18 protein-coding genes and 1 other RNA gene are annotated in these 19,399 nt (G+C 72.5%); 11 read left to right on the forward strand and 8 right to left on the reverse strand.

The genetic code is table 11. From position 1 onward, the window contains the following. Positions 1-25 precede the first annotated feature (25 nt). The 5 genes from ftsE to ssrA all read left to right on the forward strand — a co-directional run bounded on the left by ftsE (position 26) and on the right by ssrA (position 4,708). Entirely contained in the window at positions 26-715 is a 690-nt protein-coding gene (gene ftsE / locus Nocox_RS06475; protein ID WP_020541427.1) for a cell division ATP-binding protein FtsE, read from the forward strand. Between the two features lie 20 nt (positions 716-735). Next, positions 736-1,644, forward strand: coding sequence for a permease-like cell division protein FtsX (gene ftsX, locus Nocox_RS06480; RefSeq protein ID WP_020541428.1), 909 nt, complete (start codon positions 736-738; stop codon positions 1,642-1,644). Positions 1,645-1,667: 23 nt separating this feature from the next. Further along, entirely contained in the window at positions 1,668-2,135 is a 468-nt protein-coding gene (gene smpB / locus Nocox_RS06485) for an SsrA-binding protein SmpB (RefSeq protein ID WP_020541429.1), read from the forward strand. A 20-nt stretch (positions 2,136-2,155) separates the two neighbouring features. Further along, a complete protein-coding gene (locus Nocox_RS06490; RefSeq protein WP_020541430.1) occupies positions 2,156-4,009 on the forward strand; it encodes a penicillin-binding transpeptidase domain-containing protein in 1,854 nt (617 codons plus the stop codon). A 315-nt stretch (positions 4,010-4,324) separates the two neighbouring features. Further along, positions 4,325-4,708, forward strand: a transfer-messenger RNA (tmRNA) gene (gene ssrA, locus Nocox_RS06495). Between the two features lie 142 nt (positions 4,709-4,850). Here the strand turns inward: ssrA and Nocox_RS44100 are convergent. The 6 genes from Nocox_RS44100 to Nocox_RS06525 form a co-directional block, all read right to left on the reverse strand. Beyond that, the gene (locus Nocox_RS44100; RefSeq protein WP_425517757.1) at positions 4,851-5,042 is read right to left on the reverse strand and encodes a hypothetical protein; all 192 of its coding nucleotides are present in this window, start codon (positions 5,040-5,042) and stop codon (positions 4,851-4,853) included. 201 nt (positions 5,043-5,243) lie between these two features. Continuing rightward, positions 5,244-6,425, reverse strand: coding sequence for a serine hydrolase domain-containing protein (locus tag Nocox_RS06505; RefSeq protein ID WP_020541432.1), 1,182 nt, complete (start codon positions 6,423-6,425; stop codon positions 5,244-5,246). A gap of 42 nt (positions 6,426-6,467) precedes the next feature. Next, positions 6,468-6,722 (reverse strand): hypothetical protein, encoded by a 255-nt coding sequence (locus Nocox_RS06510; RefSeq protein WP_020541433.1) that lies wholly within the window; start codon positions 6,720-6,722, stop codon positions 6,468-6,470. A 1-nt stretch (position 6,723) separates the two neighbouring features. Beyond that, a complete protein-coding gene (locus tag Nocox_RS06515; RefSeq protein ID WP_020541434.1) occupies positions 6,724-7,380 on the reverse strand; it encodes a hypothetical protein in 657 nt (218 codons plus the stop codon). Positions 7,381-7,419: 39 nt separating this feature from the next. After that, positions 7,420-8,157: a trypsin-like serine protease gene (locus Nocox_RS06520; protein ID WP_020541435.1), complete on the reverse strand. Its 738-nt coding sequence runs from the start codon at positions 8,155-8,157 to the stop codon at positions 7,420-7,422. Between the two features lie 105 nt (positions 8,158-8,262). Further along, positions 8,263-8,694 carry a hypothetical protein gene (locus Nocox_RS06525; protein ID WP_020541436.1) on the reverse strand — a complete coding sequence of 144 codons (432 nt, stop codon included), beginning with the start codon at positions 8,692-8,694 and terminating at the stop codon, positions 8,263-8,265. Between the two features lie 99 nt (positions 8,695-8,793). On the opposite strand from Nocox_RS06525, the gene Nocox_RS06530 reads away from it, so the two are divergent. The 5 genes from Nocox_RS06530 (at position 8,794) to Nocox_RS06550 (ending at position 15,522) form a co-directional block, all read left to right on the forward strand. Further along, a complete protein-coding gene (locus tag Nocox_RS06530; RefSeq protein WP_026213963.1) occupies positions 8,794-9,762 on the forward strand; it encodes a GlxA family transcriptional regulator in 969 nt (322 codons plus the stop codon). Between the two features lie 19 nt (positions 9,763-9,781). After that, positions 9,782-11,371 carry a serine/threonine-protein kinase gene (locus Nocox_RS06535; protein ID WP_051112470.1) on the forward strand — a complete coding sequence of 530 codons (1,590 nt, stop codon included), beginning with the start codon at positions 9,782-9,784 and terminating at the stop codon, positions 11,369-11,371. Between the two features lie 28 nt (positions 11,372-11,399). Beyond that, on the forward strand, positions 11,400-14,297 hold the full coding sequence (locus Nocox_RS06540; RefSeq protein ID WP_157382852.1) for an AfsR/SARP family transcriptional regulator: 2,898 nt from the start codon (positions 11,400-11,402) through the stop codon (positions 14,295-14,297). 90 nt (positions 14,298-14,387) lie between these two features. Next, on the forward strand, positions 14,388-14,987 hold the full coding sequence (locus Nocox_RS06545; RefSeq protein WP_026213965.1) for a lipoprotein: 600 nt from the start codon (positions 14,388-14,390) through the stop codon (positions 14,985-14,987). Further along, positions 14,971-15,522 carry an OmpA family protein gene (locus Nocox_RS06550; protein WP_026213966.1) on the forward strand — a complete coding sequence of 184 codons (552 nt, stop codon included), beginning with the start codon at positions 14,971-14,973 and terminating at the stop codon, positions 15,520-15,522. The genes Nocox_RS06545 and Nocox_RS06550 overlap by 17 nt, the downstream gene beginning before the upstream one ends. Positions 15,523-15,534: 12 nt before the next feature. Here Nocox_RS06550 and Nocox_RS06555 read toward each other — a convergent pair whose 3' ends face one another. Both Nocox_RS06555 and Nocox_RS06560 read right to left on the reverse strand, forming a co-directional pair. Then, positions 15,535-16,665, reverse strand: coding sequence for a S1C family serine protease (locus Nocox_RS06555; RefSeq protein ID WP_020541441.1), 1,131 nt, complete (start codon positions 16,663-16,665; stop codon positions 15,535-15,537). Between the two features lie 18 nt (positions 16,666-16,683). Further along, positions 16,684-18,114, reverse strand: coding sequence for an AMP-binding protein (locus Nocox_RS06560; RefSeq protein ID WP_020541442.1), 1,431 nt, complete (start codon positions 18,112-18,114; stop codon positions 16,684-16,686). A gap of 392 nt (positions 18,115-18,506) precedes the next feature. Here Nocox_RS06560 and Nocox_RS06565 point away from each other — a divergent pair, with 392 nt between their 5' ends. Further along, a complete protein-coding gene (locus Nocox_RS06565) occupies positions 18,507-19,331 on the forward strand; it encodes a hypothetical protein (protein WP_157382853.1) in 825 nt (274 codons plus the stop codon). Positions 19,332-19,399: the final 68 nt, after the last annotated feature.

Here is a 19,399-nt window from a genome sequence, read left to right on the forward strand (position 1 = left end):
TAGACTGGCATGCCGTGATGCTCTCGTGATCCATTTCGATAATGTCACCAAGGTCTACGCCAACCAGAACCGGCCCGCTCTCGACCACGTGTCCGTAGACGTGGACAAGGGCGAGTTCGTGTTCCTCGTCGGCCCCTCGGGGTCAGGCAAGTCCACGTTCCTGCGCCTGGTCCTCAAGGAGGAGCGGCCCAACTCCGGGGCGATCCATGTCGCCGGCAAGGATCTGGCCCGCCTCTCCAACTTCAAGGTGCCGCACCTGCGCCGCCGCATCGGCTGCGTCTTCCAGGACTTCCGGCTGCTCCCGAACAAGAACGTCTACGAGAACGTGGCGTTCGCGCTCGAGGTCATCGGCAAGCCCCGGCGGTTCATCCGCAAGGTCGTGCCCGAGGTCATCGAGCTGGTCGGCCTGGAGGGCAAGGCCCACCGCATGCCCGACGAGCTGTCCGGCGGCGAGCAGCAGCGCGTCGCCATGGCCCGCGCGTTCGTCAACCGGCCGATGATCCTGCTGGCCGACGAGCCCACCGGCAACATCGACCCCGCGACGAGCATCGGCATCATGAAGGTGCTCGACCGCATCAACAGGACTGGCACCACGGTCGTCATGGCCACGCACGACGCGGCCATCGTCGACTCCATGCGCAAGCGTGTCGTGGAGCTGGAGGACGGCAAGATCGTCCGTGACCAGTCGCGTGGCGTTTACGGCCAGGCGTACTGACAGGGAGCTGTAGACAGAACATGCGGGCGAACTTCATCTTCTCCGAGGTCTGGATCGGCCTCCGCCGCAACCTGACCATGACGATCGCGGTGGTCATCACCGTGGCGGTCGGAATGGCGATGCTGGGCGTCGGCCTGATGATCAACGCCCAGGTCGGCCTGATCCGCGGTTATTGGGACGACAAAGTCGAGGTCTCGGTCTTCCTGTGCACCAAGGGCTCGGCGGTCCAGGCCTGCAACGGCAAGGCGATCACGCAGGCCCAGACCACCAAGCTCCAGGAGCACATCAAGGGCACCCCTGGCGTCAAGGAGGTCTTCTACGAGGACCAGGCGGCCGCCTACGAGAACTTCCAGAAGGCCTTCGCCTCCAACAAGCCCCTGCTGAGCGCCACCAAGGTCGAGGACATGCCGACCTCGTTCCGGGTCAAGGTGGCCGACCCCAGCAACTACCAGTCGGTCATCCAGGCGATCCAGGGCCAGCCGGGCGTCTCCCAGGTGACCGACCAGAAGCAGCTCGTCGGGCCGTTCTTCCAGATGCTCGACAAGCTCGCCTACTACGCGCTGGCGGTCGCGATCATCCTGGTGCTGGCGGCGGCGCTGCTCATCGGCAACACCGTCCGGCTGTCGGCGTTCAACCGGCGGCGGGAGACCGGCATCATGCGGCTGGTCGGCGCCTCCAACCTCTACATCCAGCTCCCCTTCATCATGGAGGGCGTGATCGCGGGTCTCATCGGCGGCGTCTTCGCGGCGGTCATGCTGATCGTCACGAAGGTCCTGCTGTTCGAGGAGCTCGGCTCCTTCGTCGGCGGCCCGCAGGCGCAGCTCGGCTGGGACGCCGTGGCGCAGACGATCACCTTCACCATGATCATCGGCGTGGTGATCTGTGTGCTCGCGTCGTTCGTCACCCTCCGCCGATACCTCAGAGTGTGACGGAACGCCGGTAAAGTCGAAACATGCCACGTGAGACCGGGCGGAAGGTCATCGCCCAGAACAAACGCGCTCGGCACGATTACCACATCGAGGACACCTTCGAGGCGGGGCTCGTGCTGCAGGGCACCGAGGTCAAGTCGCTCCGTGAGGGCCGCGCCTCGCTCGTCGACGGCTACGCCAGCATCGACGGTGACGAAGCGTGGCTGCTCAACGTGCACATCCCCGAATACGCCCAGGGGACGTGGACCAACCACGCCGCCCGCCGCAAGCGCAAGCTGCTGCTGCACCGCAAGGAGATCGACAAGCTCGCCGTCAAGACCAAGGAGGGCGGGCTGACGATCATCCCGCTGTCGCTGTACTTCAAGGACGGCCGGGCCAAGGTCGAGATCGGCCTCGCCCGGGGCAAGAAGGACTGGGACAAGCGGCAGTCGCTGGCGGAGCAGCAGGCCAAGCGGGAGATGGCCCGCGCCCTGCGCTACCGCAACCGATGAGAGGCGCGGCACCGCCACCGATGAGACGCGCCCGCCGCCCCCTCTCCGCGACCGTCACCCTGGCGATCGCGTGCACCATGCTGACCGGCTGCTTCGAGGAGCCGTCGCCGCACGACGCGGTGCGCGACTTCCTCGTGGGCTGGCAGAGCGAGGACTACGACCTGGCCGCCGGCCGCACCGACGGCGACCAGGCGACGGTGCGCAAGGCGCTGTCGGACGCCAAGCTGGAGCTCGACGCGGCCTCGTTCCGCTTCAGAATCAAGAGCGTCACCGTGGAAGGTGAGGAGTCCAAGGCCGACTTCCGCGCCGAGGTCGACCTGGGCGAGAACAACCCGCTCTGGGAGTACGACGGCGTGCTGCCGCTGCACCTGGTGGACGGCACGTGGAAGGTGCGCTGGTCGCCGTCCGTGCTGCACCCGCAGCTCAAGGAGGGCGAGCGCTTCGCGGTCGACATCGGGCCCAACCCGCGCCAGCCCGTCGTCGACCGCACCGGCGACCCGCTGCAGACCGACACCGTGCTCTACGTCGCCGGCGTCTACCCCGCCCAGCTCGGCGACCGGGCCGAGGAGGTCGTCGTCAAGCTGTCGGAGATCACCGACTACGCCCAGGACCGGCTGCTGAGCCGCATCAGGTCGTCCCCGCCGGACAAGTTCGTGCCGCTGGTGACCTTCGGGCGCTCGCGCTACCAGGCGCTGCAGAGCAAGCTCAACGCCATCCCCGGCATCAAGGTCGACCCGCAGGACCAGCCGGTCAACCCCGACGCGCCCCGGCAGATCGTCGGCAGCGTCAGCGCGCTGACCCCGGAGACCGAGCAGAAGCTCGGCGGCCCGCAGCGGGCCGGTGACTCCGTCGGCAAGAGCGGGCTGCAGCAGGCATACCAGGACTACCTGACCGGGTCCACCGAGACCAAGGTCATCACGCTCGACCTCAAGACCGGCAAGGAGGTCGCCCGGCTCAAGGAGTGGCCCGGCCGGCAGAACGTCTCGGTCAAGACCACGCTCGACCGGGGTGTCCAGGCCGCCGCCGAGCAGGCCGTGGCCGACTCCGCGACCAGCTCCCTCGTCGTGGTGGACAAGAACACCGGCGAGATCCGCGCCGTCGCCACCAAGGGCATGCACCAGGAGAAGGACGCGCTGGCCGGCAAGTTCCCGGCCGGCACGGCGTTCTCGATCGTGGCCGCCGACGCGCTGCTCAAAGCGGGGGTGAGCCCCAAGCAGCGGCTGAGCTGCCCGGCCGAGCGCACGGTCGGCGGAGCCAGGTTCGTGCACGCGGGGCAGCTGGGCGCCAACACGTCCGGCACCTTCCAGGAGAACTTCGCCAAGGGCTGCGTCACCGCGCTCGCCTCGCTGGCCCGCCGGGTCAAGGCCGACGACCTGCGCAAGAGCGCCGAGGCGTACGGGGTGGGGCAGTCGTGGCGGCTGCCGCTGAAGTCGTTCAGCGGCTCGTTCCCGTCGCTGGACGGCGACGCCGACAAGGCCAAGGTGATCGCGGGCCAGAGCGTCCAGGTCAGCCCGCTCGGGATGGCGCTGGTCGGCGCGGCGGTGGCGTCCGGCACCTGGCGTCCGCCGGTGCTCGTCACCGAGCCCCGGTCGGCTGACCCGTCCGCCGAGCAGGCCCCGCTCGTCCAGCCCGATCCCGTGCCGGTCGACGCGAAGGTCCGTACGGCGCTGACCACGATGATGCGGGCCGGCGCGCTGAGCACGCCGGCGCTGGCGCAGCAGGCCAAGGTCTACGGCGTGACGGCGACGGCGGGCAGCCAGATGACCTGGTTCGTCGGCTGGCAGGGCGATCTGGCCGTCGCGGTGCTGTCGAAGAACTACAACGCCTCGGCCATCGCGGGCGGCTTCTTCTCGGCCCTCCGCACCTCTCGGTGAGAATGTGGTGACGGGGAGCAACCATCGGGCACCGGTCCGGCGTCTTCCTTAATGACTGGGCCCGCTCGGGGGGTTGCGGTCCCAGTCGCCGTGATGAGATCAGGGCTTCATCTCGGGGGAAGCCCTGCCGTCCGGACCGGCTCGACCCTGCCGGTCGGCCCCCGGGAGCGCGTGCTTGTGCGCCGCGCTCCCGGGGGTTTCGGCATGTACGGGGCCCGGTCGCGCCACGAGGAATTAAGTTGGCGTCAGGGGCGTTGTCACGTGTAGATTCAAGTTGCTCACCACGCTCGCGCGAGGTGTGTTGACAACTGCACAGGGGGTGACTGGCTTCGACTTCGATCTTGCAAGCCAGGTGAAGCGGGCCGAGGACTGCGGACATAACCTCGTTAATCCTGTGACCGCAAACAACAAGTGCCAACTCTAAGCGCACTGTGGTCGGCCAGGATTCCCTGGCCCTCGCTGCCTAAGTAGCGAAACCACTGTCAGCCCGGGAGTGCCTTCGGCCCGGTGTCTGGCATCGTCAGAAGGCTCAACCGATCAACCCGGCCACGGGGGCGATCGGGAAACCAAACAGTGGCTGAGCCCGTCGGCGACTCGCCTGCGTGATCGCCGGGGCTGAGAAAAACACAGCAGGCTGCGCCCGGAGAAGCCCTGACTTGGGGTTGAAGGACGCGGGTTCGATTCCCGCCACCTCCACTCATGTGTGATCATCGACGGCGGTGTCCCTGCGGACACCGCCGTTTTTTCTTGTCAGCCGGCGGGGACGGTCATCGGTTTCGCGGACTCTCCCCCGCCGAACTCGTCGTCGCATATGAGGTTCTGAGGCTTGGACGCGATGTTCTCATAGAGGATGCGGAGGGTGAGGCCGTCCCGGACCTCCGCCGGGGGCGGGCGCGAGGGTCCTTGGCGACGGCGTGCCGATCACGGCGGACGTGGTCGCCGTGATCGGCACGCGAGCGATCCCGACATCGATGACCACGGGCCCCTCGGGACCGAGAAGGACGTTCGCCGGTTTGAAGTCGCGATGCACCACGCCGGCGCGATGTATCGTCGAGAGCGCCGTGAGGGTGGCGATGGCCAGCCGGTCGAGTCCGCCGCCGCGGCCAGGACGCCTAAGACTTCGTGCCGGCCCAGGCGTCGAGGAGGATCCGGACGCAGGGGGCGTGGGGCCGGCATATCGGCCAGCCTGACATGGACGACGAGGTGCGGTTGCCTTTTCCGTGAGCTTCGAGGCTCATCGGTGTTCGCCGAGGGAGGCGCGTACGGCGGCGACGAGGTTCGCCGCTCGCGGGTCCGGTGGGTTGTCCTGGATGCGGTTCATGACGTAGGCGAAGGCGAGGCCGGTCGCCGGGTCGGCGTAGCCGATCGAGCCGCCGTGGCCGGTGAAGCCGAAGGCGGTGGGGGAGTGCCAGAAGGCGTCCGGCGTGGGCAGGCCGAAGCCGGTGGCGATCCGCACCGGGACGCGCAGGATCTCGTCCGTGCCGCTGACCTGCTCCTTCGTGGCGGCGGCCAGTGTGGCGGGGGTCAGGACGCGGTGGCCGTCGACCTCGCCGATGAGGGCCGCGTAGAAGCGGGCGAGGGCGCGGGCGGTGCAGACGCCGTTCGTGGCGGGCATCTCGGCGTGCAGGTCCTCCGGGCCGTCGTGGTTCAGCGGGGGCGAGAAGAGGGTCACGGCGCGCGTGGTCAGCGAGGTGGGGTCGGCGAAGGCGGCCATGACCTCGCGCATCGCCTCCGGGATCTCGTCGAGGTCGACGGCGGCCAGGGCGGCGAGGTCGATCGGCGTGGTGACGAGGCGGCTCACCCGGTGCGCCTGCGGCCTCGGCAGGCCGATCCACAGGTCCAGGCCGAGCGGCGCGGCGATCTCCTCGGCCAGGAACGTGCCGAGGCTGCGCCCGCTGACCCGGCGGACGACCTCGCCGACCAGCCAGCCGTAGGTGTGCGCGTGGTAGCCGTGCGCGGTGCCCGGCTCCCAGTACGGCCGCTGCGCGGCCAGCGCCTCCACCACGGGCGTGCCGGCGATCGCGTCGGCCCGGGTGAGCGGGCGGTCCACGGCGGGCAGCCCCGCCTGGTGGGTGAGCAGCCACCGCACCGGGACGCGGTCCTTGCCGTGCGCGGCGAACTCGGGCCAGTAGCGGGCCACGGGCGCGTCCAGGTCCAGCTCGCCGCGCTGGGCCAGCAGGAGGGCGCAGGCCGCCGTCACCGCCTTGGTCGTGGAGAAGACGACCTGGAGGGTGTCGCGTTCCCAGGGCCGGCCGGCCTCCGGGTCGGCGAGGCCGCCCCACAGGTCGACGACTGGGCGGCCGTGCAGGTAGACGGCGACCGCCGCCCCGGCCTCGTGGCCGCCGGCCAGGTTGGCCGCGAACGCCTCACGTACGGGCTCGAATCCCGGCGCGGTGTCTCCGCTGATCTCGGGCATGCGTCTTCGCCTTCCGTCGCTTCGCGTGTCGGGACGCGGAGGCTAGCGGCGCCACTTCCCGGCCACCCAGGCGCACAGCTCCTGCTCGGTCATCTCGGGGAACTCCGCGGCGAACGTGTCGAGCGCGCGGACCGCCTCGTCACGGGTGAGACCGCGGGCCGCCGCCTCCTTGAGGTATTCCTGGCGGGCCAGCGTCGGCCGGCCTCCGCCGGAGCCCCGGCCGGGCAGCCCGTTCCGCCAGCGCACGATGTCGGCGACCCGGTCGGGACGCCAGCCCGGGGCGCCGTCGACCTCCACGTCAGGCTCGGGGAAGGGATGGCCGGACCCGGGCGGGTGGCGGGTGCGCCATTTGTGCACCGCGTGCCTGGTCACCCCGGGTGTCGAGGATGATGACCGGGCCCTCCTCCTCGTCGAAACGCTCGCTCTCGATGGCGACGCCCGTGGACGCCTCGACGAAGGCGAGCGCCGCCGCGCGCCGGCCCGTGTAGTCGTCATGGGGGACGCCGCCGAGCAGGGTGTGCAGGCCGGCCACCGCCGCCGGGTCGCCTTCCTCGGTGATGTGGCGGGCGAAGTGGAAGCGGTGCACGCGGGTCCTGATCCGGCCGCCCGCCGCGTAGAGGAGCGTGCTCTGGCCGCTGAAGTTCCAGCTCGTCAGCCACACCCGGCAGTCCTCGCTGAGTGCGGCGACGATCTCGTCGGAGGCGGGGACGCCGGACCAGTCGAGGAATCCCCAGGCGCCGTCGCCTTCGAAGGCGAAGATCAGCTCGCCGTCCATGTTCGCGTTGGCGTCGACCGGGTCCGGCACGATGCGCTGCTCGGGATCGCGGCCGCCGTTCAGCCGCCACAGGACGTCGTCGCGGGTCAGGTCCTCGTCGAGGGGCTGGACGACGAGCCAGCAGAGGCTTTCCTCCAGCCAGGCGTGACGCCGGAGGAGATCGCGGTAATAGTCGATCACCGGGTCAGCATTCCACGGGAGGCGGATGCTGAGGAGGCGTCAGCGCGGGAGGGTGACGTACTTGCCGAGGAAGGTGCGGGCCGACTGGCTGTCGAGGCGGTAGTCGTAGTTGGTGCCCTTGCAGGCGTCGTCGGCGCCGCTGATGGAGGTGGCCACCAGCAGGTGCGAGTCGGGGCCGCCGAGGAAGTTGGGGCCGCCCGAGTCGCCGAAGCAGGTGCTGCCGTCGCTCTTGACGGACATCGAGAGGTTCAGCCAGCGCTTCGACAGCCCCGTGAAGGAGATGGACGCCTGGTTGCGGGTGTCGGTGTAGTGGTAGACCTCCTCGCGCGCCTTCTTGGCGGGCGCGAGGGAGCCGTACCCGACGGGGGTGAAGCGGGTCAGCTTGCCCTCATCCTTGAGGCGGTCGAGCAGGCCGGGGGCGGGGAGCTGGGCGGGGCGGATGCCGGTGACGGGCTGGTCGAAGACGACCACCGCCATGTCGTGCAGGTCCGATTTGTCGTTGAACCGAGGGTCGGGGATGAACCGGCCGTTGTGGAGCGCGCTGCCGGGCTCGTACTGGGTGGAGAAGGTCACCTTGGCGGTCTTCTGTCCCTTCTCGCCGCAGTGGGCGGCGGTGAGGAAGACCGTCGGCGAGACGAGGGTGCCGGTGCAGTACGTGTACGTGCCGTCGGCGTGCGGCCGGTCGGCGACCATGGCGCCGACCTCGGGGTGGGCGTCGCCGTCGGCCGAGCCGTTCGTGATGGCGGCCGCGGGCAGGGCGGTGGCCCCTGTCAGCAAAGTGGCAGCAATCATGACAAACGGGACATAACGCATGCACAAAGGGTAGGTGACAGGAGGCCAAAAGTGGTAATGACCTGCGCCTTCGCGGTTTCCGCGGGGTTGTCAGTGGGCGCAGCCCGCGTACTCGTCGAGGCGGCGCAGCATCGCCGCGAGCATGAGCGGGAACATGGCCACGTGCGCGAGCGTCATCATCATGCCGGCGTCGATCCAGCCGAGCCACATCATCGGGAAGAGCGGCACGACCGGCACGAACATCGCCGCGCACATCTCCAGCGTCGAGGCCCAGCCGTGCCGGCGGACGCGCATCCAGACGGCCATGCCGATCGACATGTTCAGGGCCATCACCAGGTAGCCCAGCTCGGGCTGCTCGGTGTGGGAGACGCCGAGGCCGACCAGGTCGAGCAGCGCGCCGAGCGCGAACATCCCGACGAACATCGCGATGATCATCTCGACGTAGTGGAGGGCGAACCTGCCCCAGCGGCGGCCGGTCCTGGTCCCCGCGGCCGGGGTCGTCTTCGTGTTCGTCGTCGTCATGGCTCCGACTGTCCCCGGGCGGGAGGGGACGGGCCAAGGCAGAGGGCCGGACACGTCCGGAAACTTGGGGTCTTGGTCCTTTGACCCTAGAGTCGGGGCATGAACGTCCGGCGGGTGGTCGTGGTGGCGTACGACGCCGCCTCGCTGCTCGACCTCGCCTGCGTCACCTCCACCCTGGAGGAGGCCAACTGGCACGGCGCGGCGCCCTGCTACGAGGTGCGCGTCGCCGCGCCCGGCGGCAACCCGGTCACCTGCGGCACCGGGCTCACCGTCCAGGCCCAGCTCCCGCTGGAACGCGTCACCGGGCCGCTCGACACGCTCGTCGTCTGCGGCGGCATCGGCTACGAGAACGCGGCGGCCAGCCCGTCCGTCGTGGGCCACGTACGCCGGCTGTCCAGGGAGAGCCGGCGGGTCGCGTCCGTGTGCACCGGGGCGTTCGTGCTGGCCGCGGCCGGGCTGCTCGACGGGCGGCGCGCCACCACGCACTGGCGGCTCGCCGCCGAGCTGGCCGCGCGCCACCCCGGGGTCGCCGTCGACCCCGACCCGATCTTCCTGCGGGACGGCGACGTCGCCACCTCCGCGGGCGTCACCGCCGCCCTCGACCTCACCCTCGCCCTCGTCGAGGAGGACAACGGCCCCGAACTGTCCCGGGCCGTGGCCCGCAACCTCGTCACCTACCTGCAGCGGCCCGGCAACCAGGCGCAGATGAGCATGTTCGTCGCCCCGCCCTCGCCCGCGAACGCCCTGGTCAAGCGGACCGTCGAGCACATCGGCGGGAACCTCGCCGGCGACCTGTCCACGGCCGCGCTCGCCGCCGCCGCCGGGGTCAGCGAGCGGCACCTCACCCGGCTGTTCCTGCGCCACCTGGGCCAGACGCCCGGCCGGTACGTCCGCCAGGCCCGCGCCGAGGCCGCCGCCCACCTGCTGGCCTCCACGTCGCTGCCGACGGCCTCGATCGCGGCGCGCTGCGGGTTCGGGACGGCCGAGACGCTGCGGCAGGCGTTCCTCGACAGGTACGGGGTCTCGCCCTCCCGCTACCGCCTGACGCAGAGCTCGGCCCTCGGCTGACCTGACTAATGTGGCACCGATGAACGGCGATCGGGTCATAGGCGGCTACACGCTGCGGCGCCTGCTCGGCCGGGGCGGCATGGGGGAGGTCCACCTCGCGGTCACGCCCACCGGCGGGCTGGCCGCCGTCAAGCTCATCGCCCCCGAGCTGGCCCGCGACCCGGCCTTCCGGCGTCGGTTCGAGCGCGAGGTGGCGGCGGCGCGGCGGGTCGCGCGCTTCTGTACCGCCGCCGTGCTCGACGCCGGGATCGACGGGGACGTCGCCTACCTGGTCACCGAATACGTCAAAGGGCCCGATCTGGCGCAGGCCGTACGGGATCAGGGGCCTTTGTCGGGCGGCAACCTGGAGGCGCTGGCGGTCGGGATCGCCACCGCGCTCAGCGCCATCCACGGGGCCGGGGTGGTGCACCGCGACCTCAAACCGGCCAACGTGCTGCTGTCGCCGCTCGGGCCCCGGGTGATCGACTTCGGGATCGCGCAGCTCGCCGAGCACCGGAGCCTGGCCAGCCACGGCGTCCTCGGGACGCCCGCGTACATGGCGCCCGAGCAGGTGCGCGGCGAGGTGGTCACCGAGGCGGCGGACGTGTTCGCGTGGGGCGGGGTGATCGCCTTCGCGGGGACGGGGCGGGCGCCGTTCGGCAGCGGGGCGCCGGGGGAGGTGCTGTACCGGATCGCGCAGGGCGAGCCGTGGCTGGACGGGCTCGACGAGGGGATCCGGGGGATCGTCGCCCGCGCCCTCAGCAAGGACCCGCGCCGCCGTCCCACGTCGCAGGAGCTGCTGGCCGAGCTGGTCGGCGGCAGCCCTCGCCTGTCCGCCGCCAGCGAGGTGGTGGAACGCACCTGGACCGTCCCCCGGATGCCCGCGCCAGCGATGCCTCCTGGCGGGCCGGTCCGGGCGGCCGGGGACGGGGGCTCCGGGAAGGCCGCCAGGAAGGGCGGGCGGTGGAGATGGGTGCTCGGCGGCGGGGCCGGCGCGCTGGCGATCGCCGGGTTCGCCGTGTCCAGGCTGGTCGCCCCCGGCTGGCCGTACGAGGCCGCGTTCGGTGACGGATGGGCCGCGGGGACGTCGGCGGGGGGCGAGGCGCGGGCCGCCGGGACCGGTTACGAGCTGAGCGTCAACCCCGGCTGGCGGCTGTGGAAGTCGGCGCCCAGGCGGGAGCCGGACGGCGCGAGCGTGATCAGCGCGCGGGCCACGCTCGCCGGCGCCGACGACGACAACGGTGACGGCGACGGCGACGCGAGCGCGTACGGCGTGTGGTGCCACGGCTCCTCGTCCTCGGGCGCCCGCTACGACTTCCTGGTCAGCGGCTCGGGGCTGGTCTCGATCGTCAAGCGCGGGGCGGGCACGGACGGCGCCACCCTGTACGGCCCCACCCAGGCCGCCGTGAACGCCTCCGCGCATGCCGCCGTGCGGATCGTGGCCGAGTGCGGGGAAAACGGCACGGGCAAGGTCGCCTTACGGCTGTGGCTCGACGACCGGCTGGTGGCGGAGACGGCCGACGCGGACGCCCCGTACGGGGCCGGCGAGGCGGGCGTGATCGCCACCGCCGGCGCAGGCGCTCCGGCGCGCGTCCGGTTCGACTCGTTCGTGCTGCGGCCGAAGGCGTGAGGGCGTGAGGGCGTGAGGGCGTGAGGTGGTGACCCGGTTCGGGGTGCTGGGCCCGTTGCGCGTCCCGGACGGGCCGGCGCCGGGGCCCGCCAAGCACCGTACGCTCCTGGCCGCCCTCCTGCTGGCCGCGCCCGAGCCGGTCCCGGCGGGCCGCCTGATGGCCGCCGTCTGGGACGACCGGCCGCCGGCCTCGGCGGAGTCGGTGCTCCGGGTGTACGTCAGCGCGCTGCGCAAGCTCGTGGCCGGCATCCGTACCGTGCCCGGCGGCGGCTACCTGCTCGACGTCGCGCCGGACGACGTGGACTGCCACCGCTTCGAGCGCCTGGTCGCCGAGGCGCGGAGGGAGCGGGCGGCGGGCCGGGCCGGAGCGGCGGCCGACGGGCTGCGGGCGGCGCTGGGGTTGTGGCGGGGGCCGGCGCTCGACGGCGTCGAGTCCTCGGCGCTGCGCCGCGCGTACGGGGTGCCGCTGGAGGAGCTGCGGCTGACGGCGCTGGAGGAGCGCGTCGAGCTGGACCTGGGGCTGGGGCGGGCCGCGGAGGTGATCGGGGAGCTGCGGGCGCTGGTGGGCGCGCACCCGCTGCGCGAGCGGGCCTGGGTGCACCTGATGGACGCGCTCCACCAGGCGGGACGGCGGTCGGAGGCGCTGGCGGCGTACCAGGAGGCGCGGCGGACACTGGTGGAGGAGCTGGGCCTGGAGCCGGGCGCCGAGCTGACCGAGGCCCACCGCCGCGTCCTCCTGGACGCCGGCCCGCCGAGGGGCCGGCCGGGCGAGGGCGGGACTTGGGCGCGGCGCCCGGGCGTGGTGGACGAGCTGCCGCCCGACATCTCGGACTTCTGTGGTCGGCGTGACGCGCTCGCCTGGATCGCAGGGACCGTGGCCGACGCCGCGTCCACGGCCCCCGTCCACCTGGTCCTGTACGGCCCCCCAGGCGCAGGCAAGTCGGCCCTGGCCGTCCACGCCGCCGCCGCCCTCGACCTCCCGAGCGGCGGCCACCGCGGCGCCGCCGGCGACGACCTCCCTGGTGGCCGTCTCTACGCCTCGCTCGGCTCGCGGGGGCCCGGGGCCGTGCTGGAGGATCTGTTGCGTTCCCTGGGGTGCCCCGACGGTGCGGTGCCGCCCGCGCTGGACGAGCGGGTGCGGCTCTACCGCAGTCTGACCGCGCGGCGGCGGCTCCTGGTCGTGCTGGACGACGCCGCCGACGAGGCTCAGGTCCGCCCTCTGCTGCCGACCGGGCCGGGCAGCGTCACGCTGGTCACCAGCCGGTCGTCGCTGCCGGGGCTGGAGGCGGCGCGGGCGTACGAGCTGGGCCTGCTGGCCGAGGACGAGGCCGTGGCGCTGCTCGCGGGCGTCGCCGGGGCCGATCGGGTACGCGCCGAGCCCGAGGCCGCCCGCCGCATCGTCCGGCTGTGCGGGCGGCTGCCGCTGGCCCTGCGCATCGCCGGGTCCCGCCTGGCCAGGAAGCCCGGCTGGACCCTCGACCACCTGGCGGGCCGCCTCGGGGACGAGCGGCGCAGGCTCGACGAGCTGAGCGCGGGCGACCTCGCCGTACGCGGCAGCCTGGCCCTCGGCTACCGGGGCCTGCCCGACCCCGAACGGCGGCTGCTGCGCGAGCTGGGCGCCTTCTCCGCGCCCGACTTCGCCCCCTGGGCGCTGGACGCGGACCTGGAGCCGCTGGCGGAGGCCGGGCTGCTGCGCTCGCGCGGGCTGGACGAGGCCGGCCAGGAGCGGTACGGCTGGCACGACCTCACCCGCCTCTACGCCGCCGAACGCCTGGCCGAGGAGGACGGCGGTCCTGGCGGCGTGCTGGCGTACCGGGCGGAGGCGATCCTGGAGCGGGTACGGCGGGCGCACGCCGCCCTCCTGCCCGCCGAGCCCGGCACCGGCCGTACGCGGATCCATCCGGACCAGGGCGGCGGGGAGCCGGCGCTGGAGACGGGCCTGCTGCGCGGTGAGGCGCGCTGGCTGAGCGCCGAGCGGCGGTTCCTGGTGGCGGCGGTCGGCGACTTCCACCGGGCCGGGCTGCACGAGGCGGCCTGGCGGCTGGCGTTCTACCTCACGCCGCTGTTCGAGCTGAACGCCCACCACGACGACTGGCACGCCACCACGGCCACCGGCCTGGAGGCGGCCCGCGCCGCCCGCCACCGCGCCGGCGAGGCCCTGCTGCTGCGCGGCCTGGCCGACCTGCACCGGATCGAGGGCCGTCTGGAGGCCGCCGAGGCGGCGTTGCGCGCGGCCCTGCCCCTGGCGGAGGGGCTGGAGCTGGCCCGGGTCACGCTCCGCCTCGGCCTGGTCCAGGGCCGCCGCGCCGGGACGCGCCCGGCTCTCGGGCCGCAGGCGGAGCAGGCGCTGGGGCGGGCGCTGCGGGCGTTCGAGGAGGCCGGTGACCGGCGGGGCCGGGCCGAGGCGCTGCGCGGGCTCGGCGCGCTGCGGCGGGAGGCGGGGCCGCTGGAGGCGAGCCTGGCCGCGTACCTGGAGCTGGGGGACCGGCGCGGGGCGGCGGAGGTCTCGCTCGACCTGGCCAGGCTGCACCTCGCCGCGGGCCGGCACGCCGAGGCGCGGCGCTGCCTGGAGCGGCGGCTGGAGGTCAACCGGCGGCTCGGCGACCGGCTGCGGGAGGCGGTCGCGCTGCTCGTACAGGCTGAGCTGGACAGCGCGGAAGGGCGGCACGGGGCCGCCGCGGCGGCCGCCCGCGCGGCCCGGGAGACCTTCGTCCACCACGGCGACCGCGGGAACGCCGCCCGCGCCCTGCTGGCGCTCGGCCGGGCGGTGCTCGCCGGCGGCGACACCACTGGTACGGATGATGCGGTTGGTGTCTTCGTGCGTGCTATGGAAGAGTTTGACGGCCTTGGCGAGAGCGACCAGGAGGCCCGGACGGGCGCGGCCGAGGCCGCGCGGCTCGCCGAGGAGGCCCGGCGGCGGCGGTGACCGGGCCCGCGCACCGCGGCTATGCGGATCCTGAACGCCGCCTCCCTAGGGTGAGGGCCACATCCCCGAACGACGAAGGTGATCACGACGATGCGAAAGACGATCGTGCTGGCCGTCGCGGCGGCCGCGCTCGCGGGCTGCGGCGTGCTGCCGGGCGTCCCGCAGGGCGGCGGCGGCGAGGAGCGTCAGTCGCGGCCCGTCTCGGAGAGCGCTCCGGCGTCCGCCCCCGAGCGGCAGCCGGAGCCGCCGGCCCAGAAGAGCGCGCCTCCGCAGCAGGGCGCGGTGATCGCGACCAAGCAGGCCAAGGTCGGCGCCGGCGACATGTACGGCGAGGCCCGCGTCGACCTCACCGGTCTCAAGCGGCAGGGCAGGACCGTCACCCTGACCTGGGTCGTCACCGCGCTCGACGGCAAGGTCAACGTGCACAACGGCTTCGGCACCGCCCCGCTGGACTTCACGGTCTCGGGCGTCGCCCTCATCGACCCGGTCAACGCCAAGCGCTACCGCGTCGCCCGCAACGGCACCGGCGCGGACGCCGCGTGCGTGTGCTCCGATACGCAGGGCCAGTTCCTGGGGAAGGGCGAGGCGTCCACGCTGTACGCGGTCTTCGCCGCCCCGCCGGCCGACGTGAGCACGATCAACGTCGAGATGCCGAGGATCGGCGTGTTCACCGATGTTCCGATCTCTTAGCGCGGCTCTCGTCCTCGCCCTGTCGTCCCCGACGCCGGCGCCGGTGCCGGAGGTGCCGTCCGAGGCCACCGGCGTCGTCGAGGACCTGGTGCTGCCGGTCGAGGACGTCATCGGCGAGGTCGAGTCCCTGGACGGCACCGAGAGCGAGACCAAGCAGGGACGCCAGGTGACCCTCGCGGTGACCAGTGACGTGCTGTTCGCGCTGGACAAGTGGCGGCTCACCCCCAAGGCCCGGCAGCGGCTCGAGCAGGTGGCCGCCAAGGTCAACGCCGAGAGCGCGGGCGGCGCCGTCAGGATCGAGGGCCACACCGACGACCAGGGCACGGACGCCTACAACCTGACGCTCTCCCGCCGCCGCGCGCAGGCCGTCCAGCAGGCCGTGCGGGGCATGATCACCGTCCCTGGCGTCACCCTCCAGGCCACCGGGTACGGCGAGAGCCGCCCCAAACTGCCCAACTTCGTCGAGGGCAGGCCGGTCGAGGGCAACCGGGCCAGGAACCGGCGGGTCGAGGTCGTCTTCACCGCCAAGCGGTAGCCGGCGGGGCGGTCAGTCCACCGGAAGCTCTCCCAGGGTCACCTCGACCGTCGCCGGGGACCCGTCGGCGCGGATGAGCCCGACCTTGACCTTGGTGCCCGGCTGCAGGGCGGCGATGGTCTCGGTCAGGTCGGCGATGGTGGGCGTCTTCTTGTCGTTGACCGAGACGATGACGTCGCCGGTCTTGATGCCGGCCTTGGCCGCGCCGCCGTCCGGCTCCACGCGGGCCACCCCGACGCCTGAGGGCCGGCCGTCCTCGCCGAGCACCGTGCTGCCCCGGATGCCGAGCGCGGCCCGGTGGCTGTTGGTGACCTTGCCGTTCTTGATGATCTGCTCGGCGATGTCCACGGCGGTGTTGCCGGGGATGGCGAAGCCGATGCCGGGGGCGGCGCCGCCGCCGAGGTCGGGGTTGGTGGCCGTGAGCGTCGGGATGCCGATCACCTGGCCGGACAGGTTCACCAGCGCGCCGCCGCTGTTGCCGGGGTTGATGCTGGCGGAGGTCTGGATGGCGTTGGCGATCGTGGCGCCGGGGGAGCCCGACTCCTGCGGCTCGGTGATGGTACGCCCGACCGCCGAGACGATGCCCTCGGTGACGCTGCCGGACAGGCCGAGCGGGTTGCCCATGGCGAGCACGATCTGCCCGACCCGCACCTTCGTCGAGTCGCCGAACGTGGCCGGCCGCAGCCCGTCGGCGTTCTCCACCTTGATCACGGCCAGGTCGCCGGCGGCGAAGGAGCGCACCAGGCGCGCCTTGCGCTCGGCGCCGCCGGTGGCGAAGGCGACGCTCATCTCGGTGGCCTCGCCGACCACGTGGGCGTTCGTGACGATGTGCCCGGCGTCGTCGAAGACGATGCCGGAGCCGAGGCCGACCTTGGTGTTGATCTGCACGATGGACGGCAGGACGTTGGCGATGACCTGCTCGTAGGCGGCCTCCAGGCCCTGGGCGGTGCCCGTGGGGCCTTGGGTGCCGGTCGCGCCCGGCGGCGTCGCGGGCGTGGTGGCCGGCGACGTCGCGGCGGGCGTGGCGGCCGGTGACCCCGCGCCGGTGGAGGAGAGCGGTCCGCAGCCCGCGAGCAGCACGGCGGCGGCGGCGAGCGCCGCGGCGGTCCTCCTCAGGGGCGTTTCCCTCGTGGGCTGCCTCATGGCAGTTGTGTGCCCGAATCAGTGCGAAAGATACGCCTCACGGACATTTCGCCTGCTGAGCTTTCCCGTGGGGGTACGCGGCAGCGACTCCCGGTACTCGATCACCCGGGGGTGCTTCAGCCGGGCCAGCCGGGGCGCGCAGTGCCGCAGCAGCTCGGCGGTCAGCTCCTCGCCGCCCGTCACCCCGGGCGCCGGCTGGACCAGCGCCACGACCTTGTGGCCCCACTCGGGGTCGGGCACGCCGATCACGGCCACGTCCGCCACCGCCGGGTGCTCCAGCAGCGCCGCCTCGATCTCGGCCGGGTAGATGTTCACGCCGCCCGAGATGATCAGGTCGGTGCGGCGGTCGAGCAGGAACAGGTAGCCGTCCTCGTCCAGGTAGCCGATGTCGCCGGGCGTGTAGTCGCGCCCGCGCATGGCGGCGGCCGTCTTGTCCGGGTCGCCGTGGTACTCGAAGCGGTTGATGCCGCCGATGTAGACGAGGCCGGGCTGTCCGGGCGGCTGCTCCTCGCCGTCCTCGCCGACGATCGTGAAGCGCATGCCGTCCAGCGCCCTGCCGACCGTGCCGGGCCGCTCCAGCCACTCCTGGGACGACACCATGGTCGCCACGGCCGCCTCGGTGGAGCCGTAGTACTCCCACAGCACCGGGCCGAGCCAGTCGATCATCGCCTGCTTGACGGCCGGAGGGCAGAAGGCGGCCCCGTGGTAGAGGTGGGTGAGGGACGACAGATCGTACGACTCCCGGTCCGGCACGGCCAGCAGCCGGTGGAACATCGTGGGCACCATGAAGGCGTTCGTCACCCGGTGCTCCTGGATGAGCCGCAGCGTCTCGGCCGCGTCGAACCGCTCGGGCGCCACGATCGCGTGCCCGAACTGCAGCGCCATCATCGCCTGCCCGTACGGGGCCGAGTGGTAGAGCTGCGAGCACACCAGGTGCACCCCGCCCATCGGCAGGCCGAAGTGCTTCCAGCTCTTGCGCATGAGGATCGGGTACAGCTCCTCGGGGGTCAGCTCCAGCAGCCGCCGCCGTACGCCCTTGGGGCGGCCCGTGGTGCCCGAGGTGTAGAGCATCATGGAGCCGGCCGAGCGCTCGGCGGGGGCGGTGTCCGGCTGCCCCGCCGTCAGGTCGGCGACCGTGAGGGCGTCCGGCGAGACGACCACCTTGGCGCCGCAGTCGGCGACGACGTAGTCCATCTCCTCGGCGGTGAAGTGCCAGTTGACGGGCACCAGGTAGGCGCCGATCTGGTACGTCGCCAGCATCATGACGAGCGCGTCCTGACCGTTCTTCAGCACGGTCACCACGCAGTCGCCCCGGCGGACGCCGCGTGAGGCCAGGCCGTTGGACGCCTGGTTCACCCGGGACAGCAGGGCTCCGTAGGTGACGTTCTCCTCGCCGAGGAGAGCGGGACGAGCCGGGTCTTCGGCGGCGATCTCGTAGAAACCCCTCATGTCGCCAGACCTTACAGAATTAGATTCTGCTGGGGCTATAGAGGAAATAACCCGCTCTGCGGTGACGTAACCTCAAGGCCATGGCGGACGTCGGCGACCAGATACCCTCCTCGAACTCACCCACCACCCCGTTTCGCAAGGTCGTCCTGCCGCCGGCCGAGGAGACCGTGCAGATCCAGCGGCCCCCGGCCCCTCCACGCCCCCAGCCCCCATCCGGCCCGCAGCAGCGGCCTCAGCCCCAGTCCGGCCCCCAGGCTCGGCCCCAGCCGGCGTCCGGTCCGCAGCCGCAGTCGCCCATGTCCCAGCAGCCGAGGCCCCAGCGGCCGATGGCGCCGCAGCCGATGCCGCCGGTAGTGGGTGGTGGCCGGTCTGAGGAGTTGCCGCGGGGAGCCGTGCCGACGCCCGTGGGGATGCCGCCGATGCCGCCCGTGCCCCCGGTGCCGCCGCGGCGCGGGCTCGGCGACATCCCGATCAAGGTCGTGTACCTGATCGGCGCGATCGTCGCCACGATCGCCGCCGTCCTGCTGATCTTCGTGGTCTTCTCCGGCGACGTGCCGGCGAACCAGCAGCCGTCGGGGGACGAGGACGTCGTCCGCGTCGCCCCGCTGCCGTCCGCCTCCGCCACGGCGAGCGCGTCGGCGTCCGCCTCGGCGACCCCGTCGGCGAGCCCGGTCGTGCTGCCCCCGGTGCCGGCGAGCCGGGCGTTCAGGGCGTCCCCCGGCACCCCGGCGGCGGTCATCGGCACGATCTCCGACAAGACGGTCGGCATCTCGTACCCGCGTCTGGCCGCGCCGTGGCAGGCCAGGTCGTACCCGCCGTACTCGATCGCGCAGCGCATCGGCAAGGTGGAGATGCCGTACACGCTGATCGCCTCGGCGATGTACCCGGGCCAGTCCCCGGCGAAGAAGCCCAGCGCGGACGCCGACTACCGCGAGATCGCCACGGACGCGGTCCGCTGGGCGGTCCGCACCCAGTACCCCAAGGGCGCGGCGGTCGAGTGGACCGCCTCCCAGAAGATTCCGGTGGGCAAGGGCTGGACGCTCGGCTTCAAGGTCACCTACACCGAGGGCGGCAAGCGGCAGGTCGCCCAGGCTCTGGTGACGGTGGTCGAGGTGGGCAAGACCAAGCCCGCCATGCTGCTGGCCACGATCCCCGAGACGAACAAGGCGCGCTGGCCGGACCTGAGCACCCTCGCCCGGCAGGTTCGCCCGTTGTAAGGCGTTGGACAGAAGCATGCTCTAGAATATGGTTCCGGTATTGCACCGGCCCCCTGGACCTGCTGGAG

Origin of the sequence: Nonomuraea coxensis DSM 45129 (assembly GCF_019397265.1) — a bacterium.
Lineage (GTDB): Bacteria > Actinomycetota > Actinomycetes > Streptosporangiales > Streptosporangiaceae > Nonomuraea > Nonomuraea coxensis.

Excerpts from the sequence above, each read along its gene's own strand:
- ftsX (WP_020541428.1), top strand. The coding sequence starts at position 736 with ATGCGGGCGAACTTCATCTTCTCCGAGGTCTGGATCGGCCTCCGCCGC.
- smpB (WP_020541429.1), top strand. The coding sequence starts at position 1,668 with ATGCCACGTGAGACCGGGCGGAAGGTCATCGCCCAGAACAAACGCGCT.
- Nocox_RS06490 (WP_020541430.1), top strand. The coding sequence starts at position 2,156 with ATGAGACGCGCCCGCCGCCCCCTCTCCGCGACCGTCACCCTGGCGATC.
- Nocox_RS06505 (WP_020541432.1), bottom strand. The coding sequence starts at position 6,425 with ATGCCCGAGATCAGCGGAGACACCGCGCCGGGATTCGAGCCCGTACGT.
- Nocox_RS06525 (WP_020541436.1), bottom strand. The coding sequence starts at position 8,694 with ATGACGACGACGAACACGAAGACGACCCCGGCCGCGGGGACCAGGACC.
- Nocox_RS06530 (WP_026213963.1), top strand. The coding sequence starts at position 8,794 with ATGAACGTCCGGCGGGTGGTCGTGGTGGCGTACGACGCCGCCTCGCTG.
- Nocox_RS06535 (WP_051112470.1), top strand. The coding sequence starts at position 9,782 with ATGAACGGCGATCGGGTCATAGGCGGCTACACGCTGCGGCGCCTGCTC.
- Nocox_RS06545 (WP_026213965.1), top strand. The coding sequence starts at position 14,388 with ATGCGAAAGACGATCGTGCTGGCCGTCGCGGCGGCCGCGCTCGCGGGC.
- Nocox_RS06550 (WP_026213966.1), top strand. The coding sequence starts at position 14,971 with ATGTTCCGATCTCTTAGCGCGGCTCTCGTCCTCGCCCTGTCGTCCCCG.
- Nocox_RS06555 (WP_020541441.1), bottom strand. The coding sequence starts at position 16,665 with ATGAGGCAGCCCACGAGGGAAACGCCCCTGAGGAGGACCGCCGCGGCG.
- Nocox_RS06560 (WP_020541442.1), bottom strand. The coding sequence starts at position 18,114 with ATGAGGGGTTTCTACGAGATCGCCGCCGAAGACCCGGCTCGTCCCGCT.